The 19,943-nt window shown below is 53.5% G+C and carries 17 protein-coding genes; 4 read left to right on the top strand and 13 right to left on the bottom strand.

Annotated elements, in window-relative coordinates:
- Window positions 1–42 precede the first annotated feature (42 nt).
- The 8 genes from IRJ17_RS14820 to IRJ17_RS14785 form a co-directional block, all read right to left on the bottom strand.
- Window positions 43–1,521, bottom strand: a complete 1,479-nt coding sequence (locus IRJ17_RS14820) for a UDP-N-acetylmuramoyl-L-alanyl-D-glutamate--2,6-diaminopimelate ligase (protein ID WP_173597037.1) — start codon at window positions 1,519–1,521, stop codon at window positions 43–45.
- A gap of 147 nt (window positions 1,522–1,668) precedes the next feature.
- On the bottom strand, window positions 1,669–3,597 hold the full coding sequence (locus IRJ17_RS14815) for a stage V sporulation protein D (protein WP_122965002.1): 1,929 nt from the start codon (window positions 3,595–3,597) through the stop codon (window positions 1,669–1,671).
- A 64-nt stretch (window positions 3,598–3,661) separates the two neighbouring features.
- Window positions 3,662–6,118, bottom strand: coding sequence for a penicillin-binding transpeptidase domain-containing protein (locus tag IRJ17_RS14810; protein WP_242770976.1), 2,457 nt, complete (start codon window positions 6,116–6,118; stop codon window positions 3,662–3,664).
- Window positions 6,119–6,194: 76 nt separating this feature from the next.
- A complete protein-coding gene (gene ftsL, locus IRJ17_RS14805) occupies window positions 6,195–6,605 on the bottom strand; it encodes a cell division protein FtsL (protein WP_122965000.1) in 411 nt (136 codons plus the stop codon).
- A 39-nt stretch (window positions 6,606–6,644) separates the two neighbouring features.
- On the bottom strand, window positions 6,645–7,589 hold the full coding sequence (gene rsmH, locus IRJ17_RS14800) for a 16S rRNA (cytosine(1402)-N(4))-methyltransferase RsmH (protein ID WP_122964999.1): 945 nt from the start codon (window positions 7,587–7,589) through the stop codon (window positions 6,645–6,647).
- Window positions 7,590–7,606: 17 nt separating this feature from the next.
- Window positions 7,607–8,038: a division/cell wall cluster transcriptional repressor MraZ gene (mraZ, locus tag IRJ17_RS14795; RefSeq protein WP_063230384.1), complete on the bottom strand. Its 432-nt coding sequence runs from the start codon at window positions 8,036–8,038 to the stop codon at window positions 7,607–7,609.
- 151 nt (window positions 8,039–8,189) lie between these two features.
- Window positions 8,190–9,449 carry an adenosylhomocysteinase gene (locus IRJ17_RS14790; protein ID WP_122964998.1) on the bottom strand — a complete coding sequence of 420 codons (1,260 nt, stop codon included), beginning with the start codon at window positions 9,447–9,449 and terminating at the stop codon, window positions 8,190–8,192.
- Between the two features lie 134 nt (window positions 9,450–9,583).
- Complete coding sequence (locus IRJ17_RS14785) at window positions 9,584–10,510, bottom strand: LysR family transcriptional regulator (RefSeq protein WP_122964997.1); 927 nt, start codon at window positions 10,508–10,510, stop codon at window positions 9,584–9,586.
- 126 nt (window positions 10,511–10,636) lie between these two features.
- On the opposite strand from IRJ17_RS14785, the gene IRJ17_RS14780 reads away from it, so the two are divergent.
- The 4 genes from IRJ17_RS14780 to IRJ17_RS14765 all read left to right on the top strand — a co-directional run bounded on the left by IRJ17_RS14780 (window position 10,637) and on the right by IRJ17_RS14765 (window position 14,708).
- A complete protein-coding gene (locus IRJ17_RS14780) occupies window positions 10,637–11,905 on the top strand; it encodes an APC family permease (protein WP_242770974.1) in 1,269 nt (422 codons plus the stop codon).
- A gap of 176 nt (window positions 11,906–12,081) precedes the next feature.
- A complete protein-coding gene (locus IRJ17_RS14775; RefSeq protein ID WP_122964995.1) occupies window positions 12,082–12,783 on the top strand; it encodes a FadR/GntR family transcriptional regulator in 702 nt (233 codons plus the stop codon).
- Complete coding sequence (locus IRJ17_RS14770; protein WP_242770972.1) at window positions 12,780–13,991, top strand: CynX/NimT family MFS transporter; 1,212 nt, start codon at window positions 12,780–12,782, stop codon at window positions 13,989–13,991. Before IRJ17_RS14775 ends, IRJ17_RS14770 begins: the two co-directional genes overlap by 4 nt.
- Before the next feature lie 135 nt (window positions 13,992–14,126).
- On the top strand, window positions 14,127–14,708 hold the full coding sequence (locus IRJ17_RS14765) for a hypothetical protein (protein ID WP_242770970.1): 582 nt from the start codon (window positions 14,127–14,129) through the stop codon (window positions 14,706–14,708).
- A gap of 81 nt (window positions 14,709–14,789) precedes the next feature.
- On the opposite strand, the gene IRJ17_RS14760 is transcribed toward IRJ17_RS14765, so the two are convergent.
- From IRJ17_RS14760 to IRJ17_RS14740, 5 genes are all read right to left on the bottom strand, one after another.
- On the bottom strand, window positions 14,790–15,845 hold the full coding sequence (locus IRJ17_RS14760; protein WP_173599292.1) for an S-layer homology domain-containing protein: 1,056 nt from the start codon (window positions 15,843–15,845) through the stop codon (window positions 14,790–14,792).
- A 241-nt stretch (window positions 15,846–16,086) separates the two neighbouring features.
- Window positions 16,087–17,706 (bottom strand): bacillithiol biosynthesis cysteine-adding enzyme BshC, encoded by a 1,620-nt coding sequence (bshC, locus tag IRJ17_RS14755; RefSeq protein ID WP_242770968.1) that lies wholly within the window; start codon window positions 17,704–17,706, stop codon window positions 16,087–16,089.
- Window positions 17,707–17,820: 114 nt separating this feature from the next.
- A complete protein-coding gene (locus tag IRJ17_RS14750) occupies window positions 17,821–18,378 on the bottom strand; it encodes a helix-turn-helix domain-containing protein (protein WP_122964990.1) in 558 nt (185 codons plus the stop codon).
- Between the two features lie 53 nt (window positions 18,379–18,431).
- A complete protein-coding gene (locus IRJ17_RS14745) occupies window positions 18,432–18,830 on the bottom strand; it encodes a DUF3397 domain-containing protein (RefSeq protein WP_173599293.1) in 399 nt (132 codons plus the stop codon).
- Window positions 18,831–19,793 (bottom strand): ketopantoate reductase family protein, encoded by a 963-nt coding sequence (locus IRJ17_RS14740; RefSeq protein ID WP_173597030.1) that lies wholly within the window; start codon window positions 19,791–19,793, stop codon window positions 18,831–18,833.
- Window positions 19,794–19,943 lie beyond the last annotated feature (150 nt).

Below are 19,943 nucleotides of genomic sequence, written 5' to 3'. Positions count from 1 at the left end.
CCGAGCCTCCTTTCTTTCGATGCCAATGTGTCGCATCTGTCTCTATTCTTGGTTGTACCGGGCAATCGCTTCCCGCGCAACTTCACGGTCGTCGAAGGGCAGTACTTGATCTTTGATGATTTGATACGTCTCATGACCTTTTCCGGCGATCAAAATGACATCGTCCGGCTTCGCCAAGGAAACGGCATAATGAATCGCTTCACGGCGGTCCGTCACTGCCGTGTAACGCGCAGCAGACACATCGCGCACGCCTGCGAGCATGTCGGCAAGGATCGCCTGCGGCTCCTCGGAGCGAGGATTATCTGATGTTAAGACGGTCATATCCGCGTATTTCGTTGCGATTTGCGCCATAATCGGGCGCTTCGTGCGGTCGCGGTCTCCCCCGCAGCCCACAATGCAGAACACGTTGCCTTTGGCAAATTCCTTGACGGTCATCAAGGCGTTTTCCAGACTGTCCGGCGTATGCGAGTAATCGACGAGAACAGCGAACGGCTGACCCGCATCTACGGCTTCAAAACGTCCGTTGACACCAGCTACTGCTTCCAGGCTCGCCTTGATGTCTTCGAGGCTCACGCCTTCTGCAAGTGTAACCGCCATGGCTGCCAATGCGTTATACACATTGAATTTCCCCATCAGCTTCAGGTTGAGGTCAATCGTACCCGCAAAGGTTTCCGCCGTAAACGAGGTTCCTTTGCTCGTAATCTCGATGTTTTTAGCCTGGACGTCTGCCGGCTGGTCGATGCCGTACGTCACGACGCGCGCAGGTGTCACGGTTGCATACAGCTTCGATGCCTCGTCATCTGCGTTCAGCACGGCTGTCTTCAGGCAATTCGGATCGTAGTGGTTCCCGAGCTGGGAAAACAGCAAAGACTTGGCGTAGCGATAGTTTTCCATCGTTTTATGATAGTCGAGATGATCTTGCGTCAAATTGGTAAAGACCGCGGTATGGATGTCGCAGCCGCGCACCCGTCCCAACTCAAGCGCATGAGAGGACACCTCGATGATCGCATAGTCTGTGTTCACATCGCACATGCGACGGAAGCTTCTTTGCAGATCCACGGCATCGGGAGTCGTATTTTTCACTTCTTCGATAACATCCCCGATTCGCATGTGGATCGTGCCAATCAAGCCTGTTTGCTTGCGCCGATCGCGCAGGATCTTGTCGATCAGATGAGTGGTGGTCGTCTTCCCGTTTGTACCCGTAACCCCAATCACCTTTAACTCTCTTGTGGGAGATCCGAAAATACGATCAGCCAGCATAGCCATTGCCCGCCGGGTATCCGGCACCCTGACAATAGTCGCTGGCACGTCCAGATCTTGTTCGGATAACACGGCAACGGCGCCATTTTTCACCGCCTGGGCCGCGAACGTATGACCATCCACGGTATACCCTGTCAGACATACAAACAAGTAGCCCGGTTTAACCTGGCGCGAGTCTGCTGTCAAACCCGTAATCTCCATACTGTCATCCCCCGAAACCTTCACTGGCAACAAAGGCATGAGCAGATCCCGTAGAAACATGAAACAGGCACCCCATTCTCCAACTTAGTATAGACAGAAATTTGCCCTTTTTTACCGAAATGACACGAATCCGTTTTGGTGACGAACAAAGGCAGAGCGATTGTAGACAAGCCTACTTCCCTCCGCCTTCGAAATCTCATTTTATAGCTAATTGCTCAATTTGTCACCAAGATGTATGCGAATTTTTCCGCCCTCTTCAATTTTTACTCCCGGTGCTGGCGACTGCGCAATCACATAGGTGCCTTTGCCCGAAACGACCAGCGGAAGCGTCTCGTACGTCTGGACGACATCTTTCATCGTCTGCCCGACCATATTCGGTACTTCGATCGGTTCCCGCTCGCCCAAAGCTTTGTTGATTTCCTTGGCAATCCCGTCTTTGCGCTTGGGCACATTCAGGTGCTGCAAGGAAGATTCAATGATGCTCTTGACGCTGGGCGCGGCAATCAGTCCGCCAAAAGCCAGTGCTTTCGGATTGTCGACTGCAAAATAAACGACAATTTGCGGATCGTCTGCCGGAGCAAAGCCGATGAAGGATACGATGTACTCCCCGTCCATGTATCGCCCGTTCTTGACCTTTTGCGCGGTTCCTGTCTTCCCGCCGACACGGTAGCCTTCGATGTACGCCTTGTTCCCTGTCCCTTGGGCGACGACACTCTCCAGGGCGTACCGGACTTTTGCGGAAGTCTCTGCCGAGATGACCTGCCGCACTTCCGTCGGCAGCGTCCGCGCTACGATATCGTGTGTGACACTATCGCGCCATTCCTTGGCGACGAACGGCTTCATCAGCTTCCCGCCGTTGATCGCTGCCGAAACAGCCGCCATTTGCTGGATGGGCGTAACGGAAACGCCTTGCCCGAACGAGGTCGTGCCCAGCTCAACCGGACCGACGCGGTTCAGATTGAACAACAGTCCGTTCTCTTCTCCGATCAAATCGATTCCTGTTTTTTGTCCGAAGCCAAATTTTTTGATGTATTCAAACAGGCGTTCTTTTTGCAGCCGCTGGCCCATCGTCACGAAACCCGGGTTGCACGAGTTCTCCACGACTTCCAGCATCGTCTCCTGGCCGTGTCCTTGCCGTTTCCAGCAGCGCAGCCGCTTTCCCGCGACCGTAATGAAGCCGGGGTCGTAGAAGCCTTCATCGAGCGATACGACGCCCTCGTTCAACGCCGCAGCGAGCGTGACAATCTTGAATGTCGAACCTGGCTCATACGTTTTCCAGATGGGCAAATTCCGGTTGTACACTTCCGTCGGGTAGTTCTGATATTCGTCCGGCTGGAACGTCGGGCGGCTGCCCATCCCCAAAATTTCCCCCGTCTTTGGATTCATCGCGATCGCCAGAACATCATCCGGCTGATAGGCGACCACAGCCTGATCCAGCTCCCGTTCGATGAACGACTGGATCGCACTGTCGATGGTCAGATACATGTCCATTCCGCTTACCGGAGCTACGTAATCTTCGGAGCCGCCGGGCATCACGCGTCCTTTGGCGTCAGAGGGAAACGAAATGTGTCCGTCCGTTCCTTTTAAAAATGGATCGTAAATCTTTTCCAGTCCGGTCAACCCTTGATTGTCGATCCCGGTAAAGCCCAAAATATGCGCGGCCATGGAGCCATTCGGATAAAAGCGCTTGGAATCCCCGGCCAAGTAAATCCCCGGCAGGTTCAGCTCCTGGATTTTTCGCGCTTTTTCGATCGGCAGCTTTTTCCCGCCCGGAATCTTGTCATTGCTCATTTGTTTCTTCGTGATCGCCTGGTACACATCTTCTTCTTTTTGCTCCAAAATGATCGCGAGCTGCCGGGCTGTCTCCTTCGCATCCTTGATTTGTGCGGGAACGGCGACAACCGTTGGCACTGTCATGTTGGAGACCAGCTCATTGCCGTTCCGATCGAGAATCCGGCCGCGATTCGGCTTGAAGTCGATTTCCCGATTCAACAGCTGGTCAGCCATTTGCGCCAGCTTCGGCCCTTCTACCAGTTGCACATACCCGAGTCGGGTGATGAGCGCCGTATACAGGACAATGCCGATGACAAGCGATATAAAAATGCGACGGCGTACAGTAGCATTGGATACCCGCAAAGCGAGTCCCCCCTCGAATAGGTTGTCTCTTCCTTACCTTATTCGTCGGGGGGACGGGATAGAACTATGGAGTTGGACTTGTCTGACCTGCTTGTGTACCAGTTGGAGGAGCTTGCTGGTTGGACCCGGTGCTTCCCTGCTGTCCGCCCTGCTGACCCGCAGGCTGCTCTCCTGTCGGATTCGTCGGCGCAGTCGTTCCAGTTCCAGACGCTGGCGGCGGCGTAGCGCCATCAGGTGACGCTGTGCCTGCTGGCGCTGTGCCTTCCTGCGGTTGTGGCGCGGGCAGCGGCTGCGACTCTGATTGCAGCGTAATCAGCAGCTTCTCTTTGCCTGTGAGCGCCGTGCCCGGAGCGATGCTCTGCTGTACGACAAAGCCTGTTCCTGCGGCTTGCACGTCGATATTCAAAAGCGAAGTAAATTCCATGACTTCGCGCAGCGACTTCCCTTTGAAATCAGGCATCTTCGCCCCATCCAGACGATCCGTCACCAAAATGATTTGCTTGCCAGGCACTGTTTGCTCGTAAGCGGCAGGATATTGCTCCACGATTTTCGTGCCTGTTCCGAGCACCGTCACCGTCAGATTGTCCTGCTTCGCGCGCAGTTGCGCCGCCGTCGTCGACATCTCTTCAAACTTGGGCAAAGTCTGACTCGCTACAGGCTGAGCCGCCAATACTTGTGCTTGTGATTTCTTGTCGTTTTTCCCGTTTCCTTTATCCGCTTCCACCCGCGAGAAATCCGGCTGCTGTTGCAAATATTGCAAACTGCGCTCCATGATCGTCTTGAACGTGGGCGCAATCATCGTTTTTCCCCAGTATATATACGAATCACTCGTTTCCGGGTCATCAATGACAACGTACACGAGCAGACGCGGGTTGTCTTTTGGCGCAAAACCGATAAAGGAAGCGATGTAGTGGCCATCCATGATTTTGCCTGTGTTCGGGTCGTACTTTTGCGCCGTTCCCGTCTTCCCTGCGACGTGGTAGCCGTCGATCGCGTACAGCTTCCCTGTTCCGTGCTCGCCTGTCACGACCGTTTCCAAAATATCGCGGGTTTTCTTCGCGGTCGCTTCTGAAACGACCCGTCTCTGCACTTCGCGTTCACTGCGCTTCACAACCGCTCCTGTGTGCGGGTCGCGCAATTCTTTGACGATATGCGGCTTCAACAGCTCGCCGCCATTGGCAATCGCCCCGACTGCGGCGATCTGCTGAATAGCTGTAACTGTCACCCCTTGTCCGAAAGTCGACGCTGCCCAGTCACGCGGAGAGCGCGGCTTCTCCAGGTTGATCAGGTTTCCTTCTTTCTCGTAAGGCAGTTCGATTTCGGTCAAAGAACCTATCCCGAACTTTTTAAAGTACGCCCTGAGCTTTTCCAGCTTGAGGCGTTCGTAGCCGAGCTTCGCGAACATTACGTTACTGGAACGCTGAACCCCTTCCAGAAACGTGATTCTTCCCCAGCCCACCCCGTTGTTGTGGTCGCGGATCGGAACTTGTCCCTTGATCGTGTACTTACCAGAGTCGTACGTCTCATTTGGATTGAACAGCCCTTCTTCAATCGCGGCTGCAAGCGTAATGATCTTGAACGTGGAACCAGGCTCGAACATGGAAGTGATCGCATGGTTTGTATAGTTGGTAATCCCGTTATAGTATGTATTGGGATTAAATTGCGAACGATTGCCCATCGCGAGAATCTCGCCCGTCTGCGGATCGGAGACGATGACTGTCATGCCTTTTGGCTTGTACTGGCGATCGACGACATCCAGCGCTTGCTCGACGTAATCCTGGATTTGCCTGTCAAGGGTGAGGTAGACGTCGTAGCCGTCTTTTGCCGGGACGTATTGGCCCTGGCTGTCCGGAAGCTGATAGCCTGCCCCGTCTCTTTTATACTCCATCTGCCCTTGTTCTCCGGCCAGTTCCTTGTTGAGCTGAAGCTCGATTCCCATTTTCGGCTGGTCGTACAGGTCCAAGTACCCGATTACGTGTGAGGCAAAGCTGTTGTTCGGGTACACACGTCTGGTCGTTTCATTTAAAAAGATCCCCGGAAGCTGGTTTTCTTCCACTTGCTGCCCGCTGGGAAGCTTGGGAAATTGCAGCGCCAAAATCCGGTTTTTTTGTTCCTCGCTAATTTTTCTGCCATAGCGGCCCAGCTCGACTACCGTGTTCGGCTTGGTCAGCATTTTCACAAGCTCAGGAACCGGAGCGTTGAGGATCGGGGCAAGAGCATTCGCTGTATAGTAAGGGTCCTTGACGAAATCCTTGTCTTTGTCATCGCGCCCCTTCAACCTGGCGTTCACCGTGTACGCCTTGCCATCGAAAGCGAGAATTTCGCCGTTTCGATCCTTGATCGCTCCGCGCATCGGTTGCAGCGTCCGGGCCCGATCCCATTGTTCCGTAGCCTTATCCATAATTTTGCTTGCTTCCACCGTCTGAATCCAGTAAATCCTCAGACTCAAGGTGGAAAAAATCAAGATCAGGCACAACGCACAAATAAGGATGCGCCAGTTCACCAGTCGTTTCGTATCCATTTCCACTCACTCCATCACGTCATTGATCGGGGGTAAGAAAAAAATGTTACCGCACAATAGACGCAGTAACATTGATTTAAGGCTGGTTTGGCTTTTGTTGAAGCGAACTCGCCTTTCCGTTCTCCTGACCAATCGTATGTACGGCATTCGCATTGTACACCATGCCTTGTCGCTCGGCTTCTCTCTGGATGCGATCGCGGTTGCTGAGTTGCTCGATTTGCAGTTTCAGAGTGGCGTTGTTTTCGGCTATCAGGCGATTCTCTTTTTTGGTGCTCTGGATTTCATAGTTCATTTGGGAAATTTGCGAGTATCTTACCCCGACCATTCCCAGACCGGTCACTGTCAGCGAGATAAACAAGAGATAGAGCAACTTTTCGCCTGTCGGAATGGTAGGCTTGATTCGGACTGTTCGTTTTGTTGTTTTGGTGACGGAGCGGGATTCCTTTTCCAGTTCCATTGCCAGATTGCCTTGGTAGTAATAGCTCAACGTTTTCTCACCCCTTCTTCCTCGTCGCTTTTGCTCACTCTAGACCTTTTCCGCTACCCGCAGCTTCGCGGAGCGTGCGCGCGGATTGACTTGCAGTTCTTCTTCTGACGGCAAGATCGGCTTGCGCGTGATGATTTTGACGATCGCTTCGTTTCCGCATGTGCAAATCGGGAACGCTGGCGGGCATGTGCAGCCTTTGGCATAATCCTGGTACACTTGCTTGCAAATGCGATCTTCCAGCGAGTGGAACGTGATGACACTCACGCGGCCAGCCGGATTCAAAAGCTCGATCGCATCGATGACGGCTTCTTTGAACGAGTCCAGCTCGTCGTTGACGGCAATGCGGATCGCCTGAAAAGTTCGCTTCGCAGGATGTCCGCCTGTGCGTCGCGCCGCTGCCGGAATCCCTTCCTTGATCAGCTCGACCAGTTCGCCTGTTGTTTGAATCGGCTGCTTTTTGCGCTGCTGCACGATTTGCCGGGCAATTCGCCGGGAAAATTTCTCTTCTCCGTACAGCCAGATGATCTTGGCAATCTCTTCTTCGTCCCATTCGTTGATGATGTCATAAGCGGACAAGGGCGCTTGCTGATCCATTCGCATGTCGAGCGGCGCATCGGCGTTGTAGCTGAAACCGCGCTCCCCCTCGTCAAGCTGTGGCGAAGACACTCCCAAATCGAACAGGATGCCGTCTACACCTGTAAGCCCCAAATCTTTGACAATCTCCTTCAGATGGCGAAAATTGCTTTTGACCAATGTTACCTTATCCATATAGGGAGCCAGGCGTTCCCGGGCATTTTCATGCGCCCAGTCGTCCTGATCAATGGCAATCAAACGACCGCCATCGGTCAAACGGGAAGCAATCAGGCTGCTGTGACCAGCTCCGCCAAGTGTGCAATCCACATAGATGCCTCCAGGCCGAATGTTCAGGCCGTCTACAGCCTCATCCCTCAATACTGTTACATGATGAAACGACAATGTCGTCACTCCTGTTCTTCTCGCTGCTACAAATTAAAATCAACCAGTTTCTCAGCAATTTCTCCAAAAGAGCCTTCCGACTGGGCGAAATAATCTTCCCAACGTTCTTTGCTCCACACCTCTACGCGGTTGGACACACCGATGATCACACATTCTTTTTGCATGCCCGCATGCTCGCGGAGATTGGGCGGTATGTTTACCCTTCCCTGCTTGTCCCACTCGCATTCGGTTGCACCGGAAAAGAAAAACCGTGTAAAAGCGCGTGCATCTGCTTTGGTGAAAGGAAGCGTCTTGAGCTTTTCCTCCAGCTGCTTCCACTCTTCCAGCGGATAAGCGAACAAGCATTGGTCAAGTCCGCGGGTAATGACAAAGGAAGCTCCGAGTCCTTCACGGAATTTCGCAGGGATGGTCAGGCGGCCTTTTTCGTCGATGCTATGCTGGTATTCCCCCATGAACACGCCCTGGTCCCCCACTTTCTTGTCCTGTGGCTCCACTTTCCCCCACTTTTCCCCACCTTGTCGCCTACTTGCTATTATAAAAAAAAATCCTGCGTTTGTAAGCAGGATTTTTTCGCTGATTTTTTTGCCGGGAAAGGACGGGTTTCGCGTCTTATTCGACCCAGCTATCGAGATACGATTTTTGCTCATCGGTCAATTTGTCGATACCGATGTTCAATGCTTCCAATTTGTACTGAGCAACCATGGCATCCAGCTCGTAAGGCACGTTCAGTACCTTCTTGCCGATTTGCTCGTACTGTTCATTGACGTGCGCCAAGGAAACAGCTTGCAGCGCGAATGTCATGTCCATGATTTCAGCTGGGTGACCGTCGCCTGCTGCCAGGTTTACGAGGCGGCCTTCTGCCAGAAGGTACAGTTTTCGACCGTCTGCCATGACAAATTCTTCGATGTCTTTGCGCACGATTCGTTTTGATGTCGACAAAGCGCCAAGCTCGACTTTGTTCACTTCGACATCGAAGTGGCCAGCGTTGGACAAGATTGCGCCATCTTTCATCACTTCAAAATGCTCTTTGCGGATTACATCACGGTTTCCGGTTACGGTCACGAAGTAGTCGCCGTGTTTTGCAGCTTCGCTCATCGGCATCACTTCGAAGCCATCCATGTACGCTTCTACCGCTTTGATCGCGTCGATCTCGGTTACGATTACTTTCGCGCCAAGACCTTTCGCGCGCATAGCTACCCCTTTGCCGCACCAGCCGTAGCCAGCAACAACGACCGTTTTGCCTGCTACTACGAGGTTTGTCGTGCGGTTGATGCCATCCCATACGGATTGGCCTGTACCGTAGCGGTTGTCAAACAAATATTTGCAGAAAGCGTCGTTCACCGCTACCATCGGGAACTCCAGCTTTCCTTCTTTTTCCAGTGCTTTCAGGCGCAGGATACCTGTTGTCGTTTCTTCTGCCCCACCGCGCACTTGAGCCAGCAGATCGCGGCGCTCGCTGTGCAGGATGGTCACCAGGTCGCCACCGTCGTCAATGATCAGGTCAGGGCGAGTTTCCAGCGTTTTGATCAGATGCTCTTTGTATTCAGCAGGGTCTGGATTGTACTTCGCAAAAACGCGAATGCCGTCTTCAACCAGAGCCGCGCAAATGTCGTCTTGGGTAGACAATGGGTTGGAGCCAGTGATGGTCACTTCTGCGCCACCAGCTTGCACCACTTTTGCCAGGTAAGCTGTTTTTGCTTCCAGGTGCAAGGAGATTGCCACTTTCAGTCCCGCAAACGGCTGCTCTTTTTCGAAGCGCTCGCGAATGCGGTTAAGAACTGGCATATGCTCTTTTACCCAGTCAATTTTCAAATGGCCGCTATGGGCAAGCGACATGTCTTTTACAATGCTTTCCGAAACCGTGTTCATGTATGGGTAACCTCCTTTATCTCATAACACAACCTTGTCTATCATATCATACGCAAGTACAACCATCATCTGTTTTTCCTATTCCCGCCAATTTTGTCGCACATCGCTTGTAAGCGTATCGTCTCGCCGCTTCCCTAGCGCGCAGCGGGCAAGTCGCTTTTTCCTGGCAGCGGCTGCGGCGGAGCACTCGCCGTCAACAGTTCGAGGAAGCGCAGCAAAGCTTGCGGCATCCATTTTTTCTTATGGTAGACCAACTGTCGGTAAACGCGGACATCCGGGTGGGAAAAAGGCAGGATGACAAGCGTTCCGTTTTTCACCTCTTCGCCAACCGCGATAGCAGGGATGAGCGCAATCCCTAAATCATATGCGACGCATTGCTTGATCGCTTCCAGACTCCCGAACTCGGAGGAAGACTCGATCGCAGCCCCGGCATCGCGCAAAACCGATTCCATGATCGAGCGATAGCTGCAACCTGCTTCGGTAAAAATCCAGTTGGCTCCGATAAAATCGCGCGCTTCGATCTTTTCTACCTGTGCCAGCGGATGGTTGGGCGCAGCGATGACGACCAGCTTTTCTTCCCCCAGATTCACGTTGACCAGCTCGGGATGGTCTTGCAGCCAATCCAGCACAAAGGCAAAGTCGTGATGCCCTTCCTTGACGCCTTGCCGCAAGTCATGACAAATTCCCGGCTTCAGCAAAATCCGCATGCGCGGGTGTTCTTGGCGAAATTTTTGCAGGAAAGGAGGCAGAAAAAACGCCGCAAGCGATTCAACCGTTCCGATGCGCAGCGTGCCAGCCAACTGAGCCTGCTCGGACAAGTTGGCCCTCGCTTCATCGAGAACGGCCAACAGCTGTTCACTGTACGCAAGCAACGCTTCTCCAGCGTGGGTCAGCCTGATTTTCCGCCCCCACCGCTCAAACAGCGTCACTCCAAAATCCGCCTCCAGGTTCTGAATCTGCGTCGTGACGCTTGATTGCGCGTAGCCCAGCACCTCTGCGGCCCGGGTAAAACTTTGGCATTTTGCCACCTCGCGGAACGTCAGCAAGTAGCGCGTATCCATGAACGGCTCCCTCCTTTTTCATCGAAAAATCCGATTTCAATTATCTAATATTATAGATAACTCCGATGATAATGTCTATGCTACACTACCTCTACAAACAACCGAACATAAAGAGAGGGAACATTCATGGAAAAAGCAACTGCGCAAACTGCGGGCTTGGCCAAAACGTTGCGGCTGCCGCAAATCGTCGCCCTGTACATCGGCGCTGTCATCGGGTCCGGGGTCTTGCTGATTCCCGGATTGGCAGCGGAAAAAGCAGGCCCAGCCTCGATTCTCGCCTGGCTGGTCATGTCGATTCTCGTTTTGCCGATGGCGATTACGATGGGACTGCTATCTGCCCGCTATCCAAGCTCCGGCGGCGTCTCCACTTTTGTCCGCACGGCTTACGGCGATCGTTTCGGCAATATCGTCGGCTGGTTCTTTCTATTATCTGTGCCTATCGGCGCCCCGATCCTCGGCGTGACCGGAGCGAACTACCTCGCCCTGTTGCTCGGCTGGGGCGACACGCAAATTTACACCGCTGCGGCACTGATTTTGACCGCAGTCGTGATCATGAATATTCTCGGAATGCACGTAGCGGCACGCGTCCAGACCATCGTCGTCTCCCTGATTATCGCCATCCTGATTTTGGCCGTAGTCGCTGCCCTGCCCCACGCTTCCGTCAGCAACTTCACCCCTTTCGTTCCCAACGGCTGGCTGAGCGTCATCCAGGCGGCAGGTCTGTTATTCTGGTGCTTTATCGGCTGGGAGGCGGTTACGCATTTGTCGGAAGAATTTGTCGATCCGGCGAAAAATGCCATTCGCGGTGTGCTGTGGAGCGCCGGAATCGTCGCCTTGCTGTACTTTTCCGTAGCGTTCATGACCGTAGCCACCCACAGTTACGGGGCAGGCATCTCGGCTGCTGCGCTCTCTGTCATGGTTCAGCTCACACTCGGCCCTTTAGGCGGTTGGATTGTTGCGGTGACGGCTTTGTTCATCTGTATTGCCACGACCAACGCCTACATCGGCGCAGCGTCGCGCATCGCCTATTCTCTGGCGCAGGAAAAGATCGCTCCGCGCTGGTTCGGGCTGCTGCACGCCAAATACCGGACACCGCTCGGCGGGCTTTTGTTTCTCTCCCTCTGCTTTGTTGTCGTGCTGACGGTTTTGTACCTCGGACTGATTGATTTGGCACGACTGATCGAACTGCCCAACGCGACTTTTTTCGCCACTTACATCGGCGGCTGTCTCGCTGGTGTGCGGCTTTTGCGCGACCATCGCTTCGGGCGGCTGGCTGCCTGGACGTCGCTTGTTTTCACCGTCGGCCTGTACCCGTTTCTCGGCTGGTCTGCGCTGTACCCGCTCGTGATCGCTGCCGTCTTGCTCGTCTGGCAAAAACAAAAGCAAAAAGCTTGATGATCCAAAAACATGACTTTCGCAACAGCAGCGACAGGCTGCCTCTTCCGCTCCGGGAGAAGCGCCTGTCTTTTTTTCGCTTTAAACAGTTTCCTAGCTTATGAATCTTGTGCACCTGCTTTCTCCGTGCTACAATGACGACATTCCCAATCATCGGATGTTTGGAGGTTTCGTTCATGACATTGCAAAAACCCGTTCGTTCCTCGCTCGTCAAGCAAATCGCGGAGCAGCTCGTCGAACGAATCGAGTCTGGCAGCTGGAAGGTCGGGGAACGCATCCCGCCTGAGCCTGAATTGGTCGAACAGCTAGGCATCAGCCGCAATACGCTTCGCGAAGCGGTACAGGCACTGATTCACACTGGCATGCTCGAAGCGCGGCAAGGGGACGGCACGTACGTCCGCGCAGCGAGCGAGTTTGGCGCGGCGATGCAGCGTCGGCTCAAGCGCTCGACTTTACTGGAAATTTTGGAGGTGCGCTACGGACTGGAGCGCGAGATCGCCAGACTGGCGGCAAGCCGCAGGACAGAAGCCGATTTGCAGACGATCCGGCAAAAGCTGGACACGTCCCTCTCGCTCAGGCACGATCCCCAGGGCTATATCTCGGCGGATGTCGCGTTCCACATCGCGGTTGCCCGCGCGACCCACAACAGCGTGATGATCGATCTGTACGAGCAAATGACCGAGTCGCTGCACATGTCCGTAGGCGGTACAGTCGATGTAAAAGAGTTGATGGACGAACAGGCGCAGACACATGGAGCGCTGGTTCAAGCGATTGCGGAGCAAAATGCAGACGCAGCCGAGGAAGCGGCAAGGAGCCTGATTCAAGCAAGCAAAACCGCTCTTTTGGAACAGATACAGAAAGGAAGTCTTGACCTATGAGTCCGACAGCATTGGCAACTGCGAAAAGCAACGCGCAGCCAGCCACCCCCAAACCGTTTCTGATCATCGCCGGAATCATTCTGATTACGTTCGCCATGCGCTCACCGTTGACTGCCGTCGGGCCGTTGGTCGGCTCCATTCAAGGCGATCTCGGGCTGTCCAACAGCATGTCCGGGTTGTTGACGACGGTTCCTTTGCTCGCCTTTGCGCTGCTCTCCCCTCTGGCTCCGGGGATCGGGCATCGGCTCGGCTCAGAGCGAACACTTTTTGCCGGACTGCTTGTCGTTCTCATCGGCCTGATTTTGCGCTCGTCCGGCTACGTCTTCACCTTGTTTGCCGGAACCGCGTTGGTGGGAGCTGGCATCGCGATTTGCAACGTGCTGCTGCCGGGGCTGGTCAAACAGCGTTTCCCGCAAAAAGCCGGCTTGATGACCAGTGTGTACACGACTACGATGTCCATGTGCGCCGCGCTTGCTTCCGGCATCAGCATTCCGCTCGCCAGTACAGGGAATTGGGGCTGGCAAGGCTCGCTCTTTTCCTGGGCGCTTCCCGTCCTGTTCGCCATCGCTGTCTGGCTTCCGCAGCTTCGCTCTGCCGGAAGTGCTTCTGTCAAACACGCCGGGCAAAAAAAGCAGCCAGGGCTGTGGCGTTCCCTGCTCGCTTGGCAAATTACGCTGTTCATGGGGCTGCAATCCTTTTTGTTTTATTGCACGATCGCCTGGCTGCCCGCTATTTTGCAGCAGCACGGCATTAGCCAAGCCAGCTCCGGGTGGATGCTCTCGCTTGTTCAGGCCATCAGCTTGCCCGCGAGCTTTTTCACCCCGGTGATCGCTTCCCGATTGTCCAATCAGCGTCTGCTGGCTGCCGTCATCGGGCTTTGCTCCCTCTTCGGATTCGCCGGGCTTTTGATCGGAAACAGCACGGTCTTGCTGTATGCCTGCCTGCTCTTGCTCGGCGTCTCGCAAGGCGCAGCAATCAGTCTCGCCCTCACGTTTATCGTCATTCGTGCACAAGACGTACGCCAGGCAGCCCGCTTGTCCGGCATGGCCCAGTCCATCGGCTACTTGTTGGCCGCGGTAGGACCGATTGTCGTCGGACTCGTCTACGACTGGCAGCAATCGTGGACACTGCCCCTCAGCATCCTCTGCTTCGTCAGCCTGTTCGTAATCCTGAGCGGAATCGGTGCCGGGCGTAATCAGACGGTGTAAAAACAAGCTTCAAAAAAGCGTGCAAGAGCCCTTCGAAGGCTTGCACGCTTTTTTGTTCGGGGAGCAGAGTATCTACCCGCCCTGCCCTCATGGTAAAATATAGAAAAAGACCCTTGCGAGGAAGGAGCCTGGAAAATGAAACGTCTGCTGCTATGTACCGCGATGACTCTGTCGCTTCTGGTCGGCTGTGCCGAACCGCAATCAAACACGCTTCCCTCGGCTATCGAAAAGCAGATGGAGGAGCAAATCGGTATGGATATCGCTGTTCCTTCAAACGGCAAGCTGGTCGTCAAGTATGCAGAAATTCGCTATCCGCCCATCGTAAACGGGCAACAAATCGCTGGCCCCTCTATCGCAACCATCGTGTATACCGATGAAAAGGGAGAACTTTTGCCAATCACGGACGAGCAAAAAGCGGAAATGCGCAACCGGCAGCAGCGTGAAATCTTTTATGGCGAGTACGCGGGCAGGCCAATCATCATCATGGAAATCAGCACGATGAAAAACTCCTTACATGACGCCAAGACAGCCGAAATAGAAGGAATCACAGTCGAATACGGGCAAAAAGAAGCCGCCTCCGGAACGTATGCCTTTTATTCCTTTCACCATCAAAACGCCTCTTATATGACTACCTTCCTGCTCAATGACACGACTACGACTGATGACGCCGTTGCCTTCAACCGGAAACTCATCCGTCAGCTTCAAGGAAAACAGTAGCCCCTTTTGCAGGCAACAGCAACAGCGCTGGCAGCAAAAAAAGCAGGGAAGGCCCCCTGCTTTTTCGCTTTTCCACACCCGCTATTCATCTTTCCCAATCAATCGGAACGTCTTCCCATCCTGGGAGGACAGGTAAAAGGTCTTGTCGACGCTTCCGCCAAGCTCTCCCGCATAGTATTGCACGGTCAGCCTGTATTTGTTCGTGCCGATTTTGGCATAGTACATCAATTCATTAAATCGCGGGAACCGCACGTAATCGTAGACTTCGTACTTCATAAACGAGAAGTGCTCGCGCAAAAACGGTTCGCTGACATTCAGCTTGTTCTCTTTGACGTAAGCTTGCAGATCAGCATAGCGTCTGATCTTTTTTTGCTCCATTACTTCGCGGACAAACGCCGATACCGCATCGGTCATCCCTTTTTTCTCGCTCGCCGTCACTTCGCCCGGGAACAACTCTTCGATTTTGCTGTCCAGACGCGTCAGCATCACGACCGCCTGTGCCCGACTGATCGCACTATTGGGACGGAAGGAGCCGTCCGGGTATCCGGCGAGCAAGCCCATCTTGTACGCAGGGTACACGGTCATGACTTCCTGTTCGTTGGCGGTAGACAAATCAGAGAAAAAGCGCGTGGTCGTTCCCCGATACTTTTCCCCTTCGGATTGATGTCCGAGCGCCGCCAAAAGAATGCGGGCCGCCTCCAGTCTGGTCATCCCGTCTGTCGGTTTGCCTGTCGACATAATGCCTGCTGCCGCCAAATGACGGTACGTCTGCTCTGACCAGCGACCTACGGAAGGAGCCAAATACGTCTCTTTGACAAAAGCGTCAGGCTCAAATCCGCTATAGGATGGCAGCACACGCTCCACCAAGGCAAGAAATTGCTCTTGCGTAACGGTTTTTTCCGGCTGAAAAGTGCCGTCCGGAAAGCCTTGGATCAACCCGCTTTTCGCTGCCAATTCAATCTCTTTTCCTGCCCAGTGTCCTTTTGTGTCGAGGAAAGAGCCTGCGGAAGCCACGGGTTTTTCCTCCCTGGCCTGTGCCCGATTCCACTCACCAAATGCCGCGCCCGCCCATGCGATTGACCAGGCAAGCGCCAAAACAGTGGCTTTTTTCCCGACTTGTCGCAACTTGTTCTGCATCTCGAGTACCACCTTTCCTCACAGGAATTGCCTTATTCGTAGGACGCAAAATTTGTCGGAAAAGTTTCGGTCTATTCGTTAGAAATTTTTCCCACAAGCGGTGCAACAACCAAAATGGTCATGTCCGTTTTGTTGACCGCAAGCCAAGCAGGCACATCCCATTTCCTGAAAAACATCGAGACGTTTTTCATAGAAAAAAGCCGACGTTTCGTCCAGGACGAGCAGTCGGCTTTGGCGATTTCTAGACAAAAAACAGTTGATGAGTCCCGTCATGGGTGAATGGCGCTTCGACCATGCGATCAATTAATTCCAATCCGTACTTGTTTGCAAAAGGGAAAAAGCACAGCTTGCGTTCTTGCAGACCGCCCTCCGGCAACAGCGTCGTCTCGATTCGCTTGATCCGGTTATAGGCCACGTCTTCTTTTTGCTGCAAGGAACGAATCAGCCGCTCCTCCAAAAAGGAGACTTGTTCGAGCAAGAGCGTGCTGTTTTTCTCCGACAGCCCGCGCATTCCCGGGTCCAGCCGGATCACTTCGTCCACGAGCGGACGGTAGAGCTGCTCAATCGATTGGCGCACTTGGGCGAATTGTTCGTGCAGCGGATGCGGGCCTTGTTTCTTCTCCCAGTCAGCTTTCCATTCGGCGAAGCCGGTCAAAACCTGCTCGACAGACAGCTCCAGACCCTCCAGCAAGCGCAAATGCGCCCCTTCCACCAAAGTGATCGACATCCGCGGCAAAACGATCGGCATCTGCATCCCGAACAACGCAAAAACTTCGCGATAATACGCCCAGTAGGCGATTTCACCGGGTCCGCCAATGAACGCAAGCGTCGGGAACAGCTGCTCCTGCATCAGACCGCGCGTGACTACATTGGCACTGAACCGCTCCGGCTGTTCCTGGACAAGCGCAAGCAGCTCGTCGCGGCTGTACGACTGCCGTCTGTTGACAAAGCGATCCAGATGGCGGGAAAGCAAAAGTCGATCCTCGCCTTCATAAATAAACAAGTTGGCCTGATGTTCGTCGACTTCAAGCTGCAACGGGTAGCCCGCTGTGGCAAGCCGCTCGGAAGCCTGCACCAGCAACTGGGCCATTTGCTCGTTTTTCTCGATCACCTGCTGAAATACGGGACGTTCCAACTCCCGGACAAAAGGCAGCGATGACTCGACAAGGATCAAGCCATGCTTGCCAAACAACTGCGCCAAAAGACGCGCAAACCACTCCACTACCGTGGATGAGCTTTTCGCCGTTTGCGTCAGCAATTCCCGTACGTTTTTCGTTTCCGCCGTCTCGGTTTGTTCCTGGAAAAACGTTTCCAGGAACTGCATACACACTTCCTCTTCCAAAGGAAGCTTGCTTGCAGACGCACGACCTTTCTTTTTCAGCGACAGCCGCTCTTTGTGCAGACGCGTATCGCCATCCGTCGTCCAGTACACGTGGTCGATCTCATCGATGTCGTGATCTTCGCCCGCGATCCAAAAGACCGGGACGACGTTTACTTGCAGCTCGGCAGAGAGCTTTTTGGCCGCCTGAATCAAATGGACGGCCTTGTTGATCGTATACAGCGGGCCTGTCAGGACGCCTGCCTGCTGACCGCCGATGACGACATATGTATCCTGCTGCTTCAACAACTCGATTTTGTCCAGCGCTTCGGGGTGGTTTCCGATCGCCTGATTAAAGTTATGTAAGCCTTCCGCCAGTTGGAGCCGATTGAAGGTTTGGGTGGACAGCCACTCCAGCCGCTCCCGGTATGCCTGATCTCGGTAGGGATTATGGGCAAAAAATGACAGGGCAGACTCGTTTTGCTGCTGGTACTCTCGCGCCAGCCGATTTGCCAATGGAAGCGCAACGCGTTCAACATTCATGCTAGCTCACCTTTCTTAGGGCGATGGTCACTGCAAATTATACCACGCCAGGCATTCACAAAAAACAAGACAACCCGCTTAAATGGGTTGTCAAAGTGTAGAGCTGGCATCTTTTTAAAATTGCGGCGGAGTAACAGACCAGATCAGGACAGCTTCCACCTCGCCGCTGTTTTCAATCGTGTGCGACTTGCTGCTGTCAAACGAGATGCTGTCTCCCGCCTCCAACACGTGCTCTTCATCATTGAACCTCGCTGTCACGCTACCCGATATGACGGTAAAGCACTCCTCGCCTTCGGACTGGACGAATTTGTCTGTGACCATTTCCTTCGGCATCAGACGCACTTCCAGCATGCCCAGCTTGGCGCTTCCTCCCATCGAGAGCAACGAATACGTGCCGGTCGATTCGGGAAAAACCAGCTGTCTGCGCTTTTGCAGACGTGTCACGTGTACTTGCTTTTGGTCGATGTCTTCGAAGAAATGAATGATCGGAGACTCCAGGGCCTTTGTAATTTTCCAGAGAGAATCCAGTGACGGTTGGGATATCCCCCGTTCCACTTGGCTGAGCAGCCCTTTGCTGAGCCCTGTTTTGCCTGCCATGATCTCCAAAGTAAATCCACGTTCTTTTCGAATCATCCGAATCTTATGTCCGATGCTCTCGATGGGAAGTCGCATAGTTCCAACCTTCTTTCTTATCGGAATAAATACGATATGTATCAGTCAGTGCGTTACACGACACCCATCGTCTTGATTATGCCGGTCGTAAACAGCACTATATAGACAAGTCCAAACCAGAGAAACGACAACCGCCAGGCGGAAAACCCGACCTTTTTCAGAGATAGCTTTCCTTTCAGCTTGACCTGGAGCCATCCCAAAAGCACAACGGCGCCGAGGAAAAAGCAGCTCACCCACCACCAGGCTGACATCGCCTCAGGCCAGATGAGTTCGTATGCGGAAACAGCGGAGCGAATCACCAAAAAATTCGTGATATTCACCGCCCAGCGACCGGCCAATCTCTTGTTCCGCTTCCACATGTACACGATCAAGTAAACTAGCGGAAACCCCAAGAAAGGCACTACGGTCAGCGTACCCCAAAAATAGGACCAGAAAGTTGTCCACACGGCCATCTACTGTCGCCTCCCCTCCTTCCCTATTCCCATGCTTGTCTTGAGAAGAATGACGCGAAGCAAGGTTTCGTGCAACGGAGTAGGAATCCCGGCTTCTTTTCCCCGCTTCACGAGGTAGCCGTTGATTGCTTGCACTTCCGTCGGTTTTTGCCGCTTCACATCCTGAAGCATGGAGGAAAGATTACGGGAAGTATTTCGGCAAATGGCGACAATTTCCTGCCATTCGGGATCGCCGATTTTCTGTCCGGAAAAAGCAGCTACCTCCACAGCTTCATTAAATAAATCACGCATCAGTCCTTGCGTATATGAACTGTCGAGGAGGGCGCCATTCGGAATCTCAAACAATGCCGTGAGCGGATTGATCAAGGCATTGGCCAACAGCTTTCTCCACGCATGCGGTTCGATTGCTTTTTCATAAAGCGCTGTGATGCCTGCCTCGACTGCCCATGTGACGAATGCGTCAATCAAAGCATCGCGGTCTGCCTTTTCCTGCCAGGGACCAACACGAAGCGTCCCTGTTCCGGTATGCTCCACTTCCGTAGCAGAATGTCTTCTGGCTCCTTCTGTATGAATGGCGAAGTAGCATTGCGCATCCTCCAGTACAGATGCGAGCAATTCCTGGTGTCCCATGCCGTTTTGCAAGGCAATGACACGCGCGTACGGAGGGATTTCGGCAAGAGCCGGGAGTAGCGAGGGCAAATCGGGCTGTTTGACAGTGAGCAAATACAAGTTCCCTTCCGGCAATCCATCTGCAATCGGTTGGGCTTGTACGTTTACTCTGTTTTTTTGGCCGTCCAGACTGTGGAGCCACAGTCCTTGCTCCATGAGTTGATTCGCCTGTAGTGAACTGCGCGTTACGACGGTCACGGACTGACCAGCGAGCGCAAGCCTTGCTGCATACAGCAAACCAACGGAACCTCCGCCAACGACAACCACTTGCAAAGCGCTTGTATCGGGTTGCATTTGTTCACCTACATTAATCAATACTTATTTTATAAGAATAGCAGAGTTTAGGAGATTGTTCAATTGATTGGAACAAAAAAGATCAAAATTATCGAAAAATTTCTATCAGCCACGTTCCTTTGTTTTTCAAGCGGTCAACTGCTCGCCGTT

Origin of the sequence: Brevibacillus parabrevis (genome assembly GCF_022701015.1) — a bacterium.
Lineage (GTDB): Bacteria > Bacillota > Bacilli > Brevibacillales > Brevibacillaceae > Brevibacillus > Brevibacillus parabrevis.
Note: the sequence above shows the minus strand (reverse complement) of the source record. Positions and strands in the feature narration are given on the sequence as shown.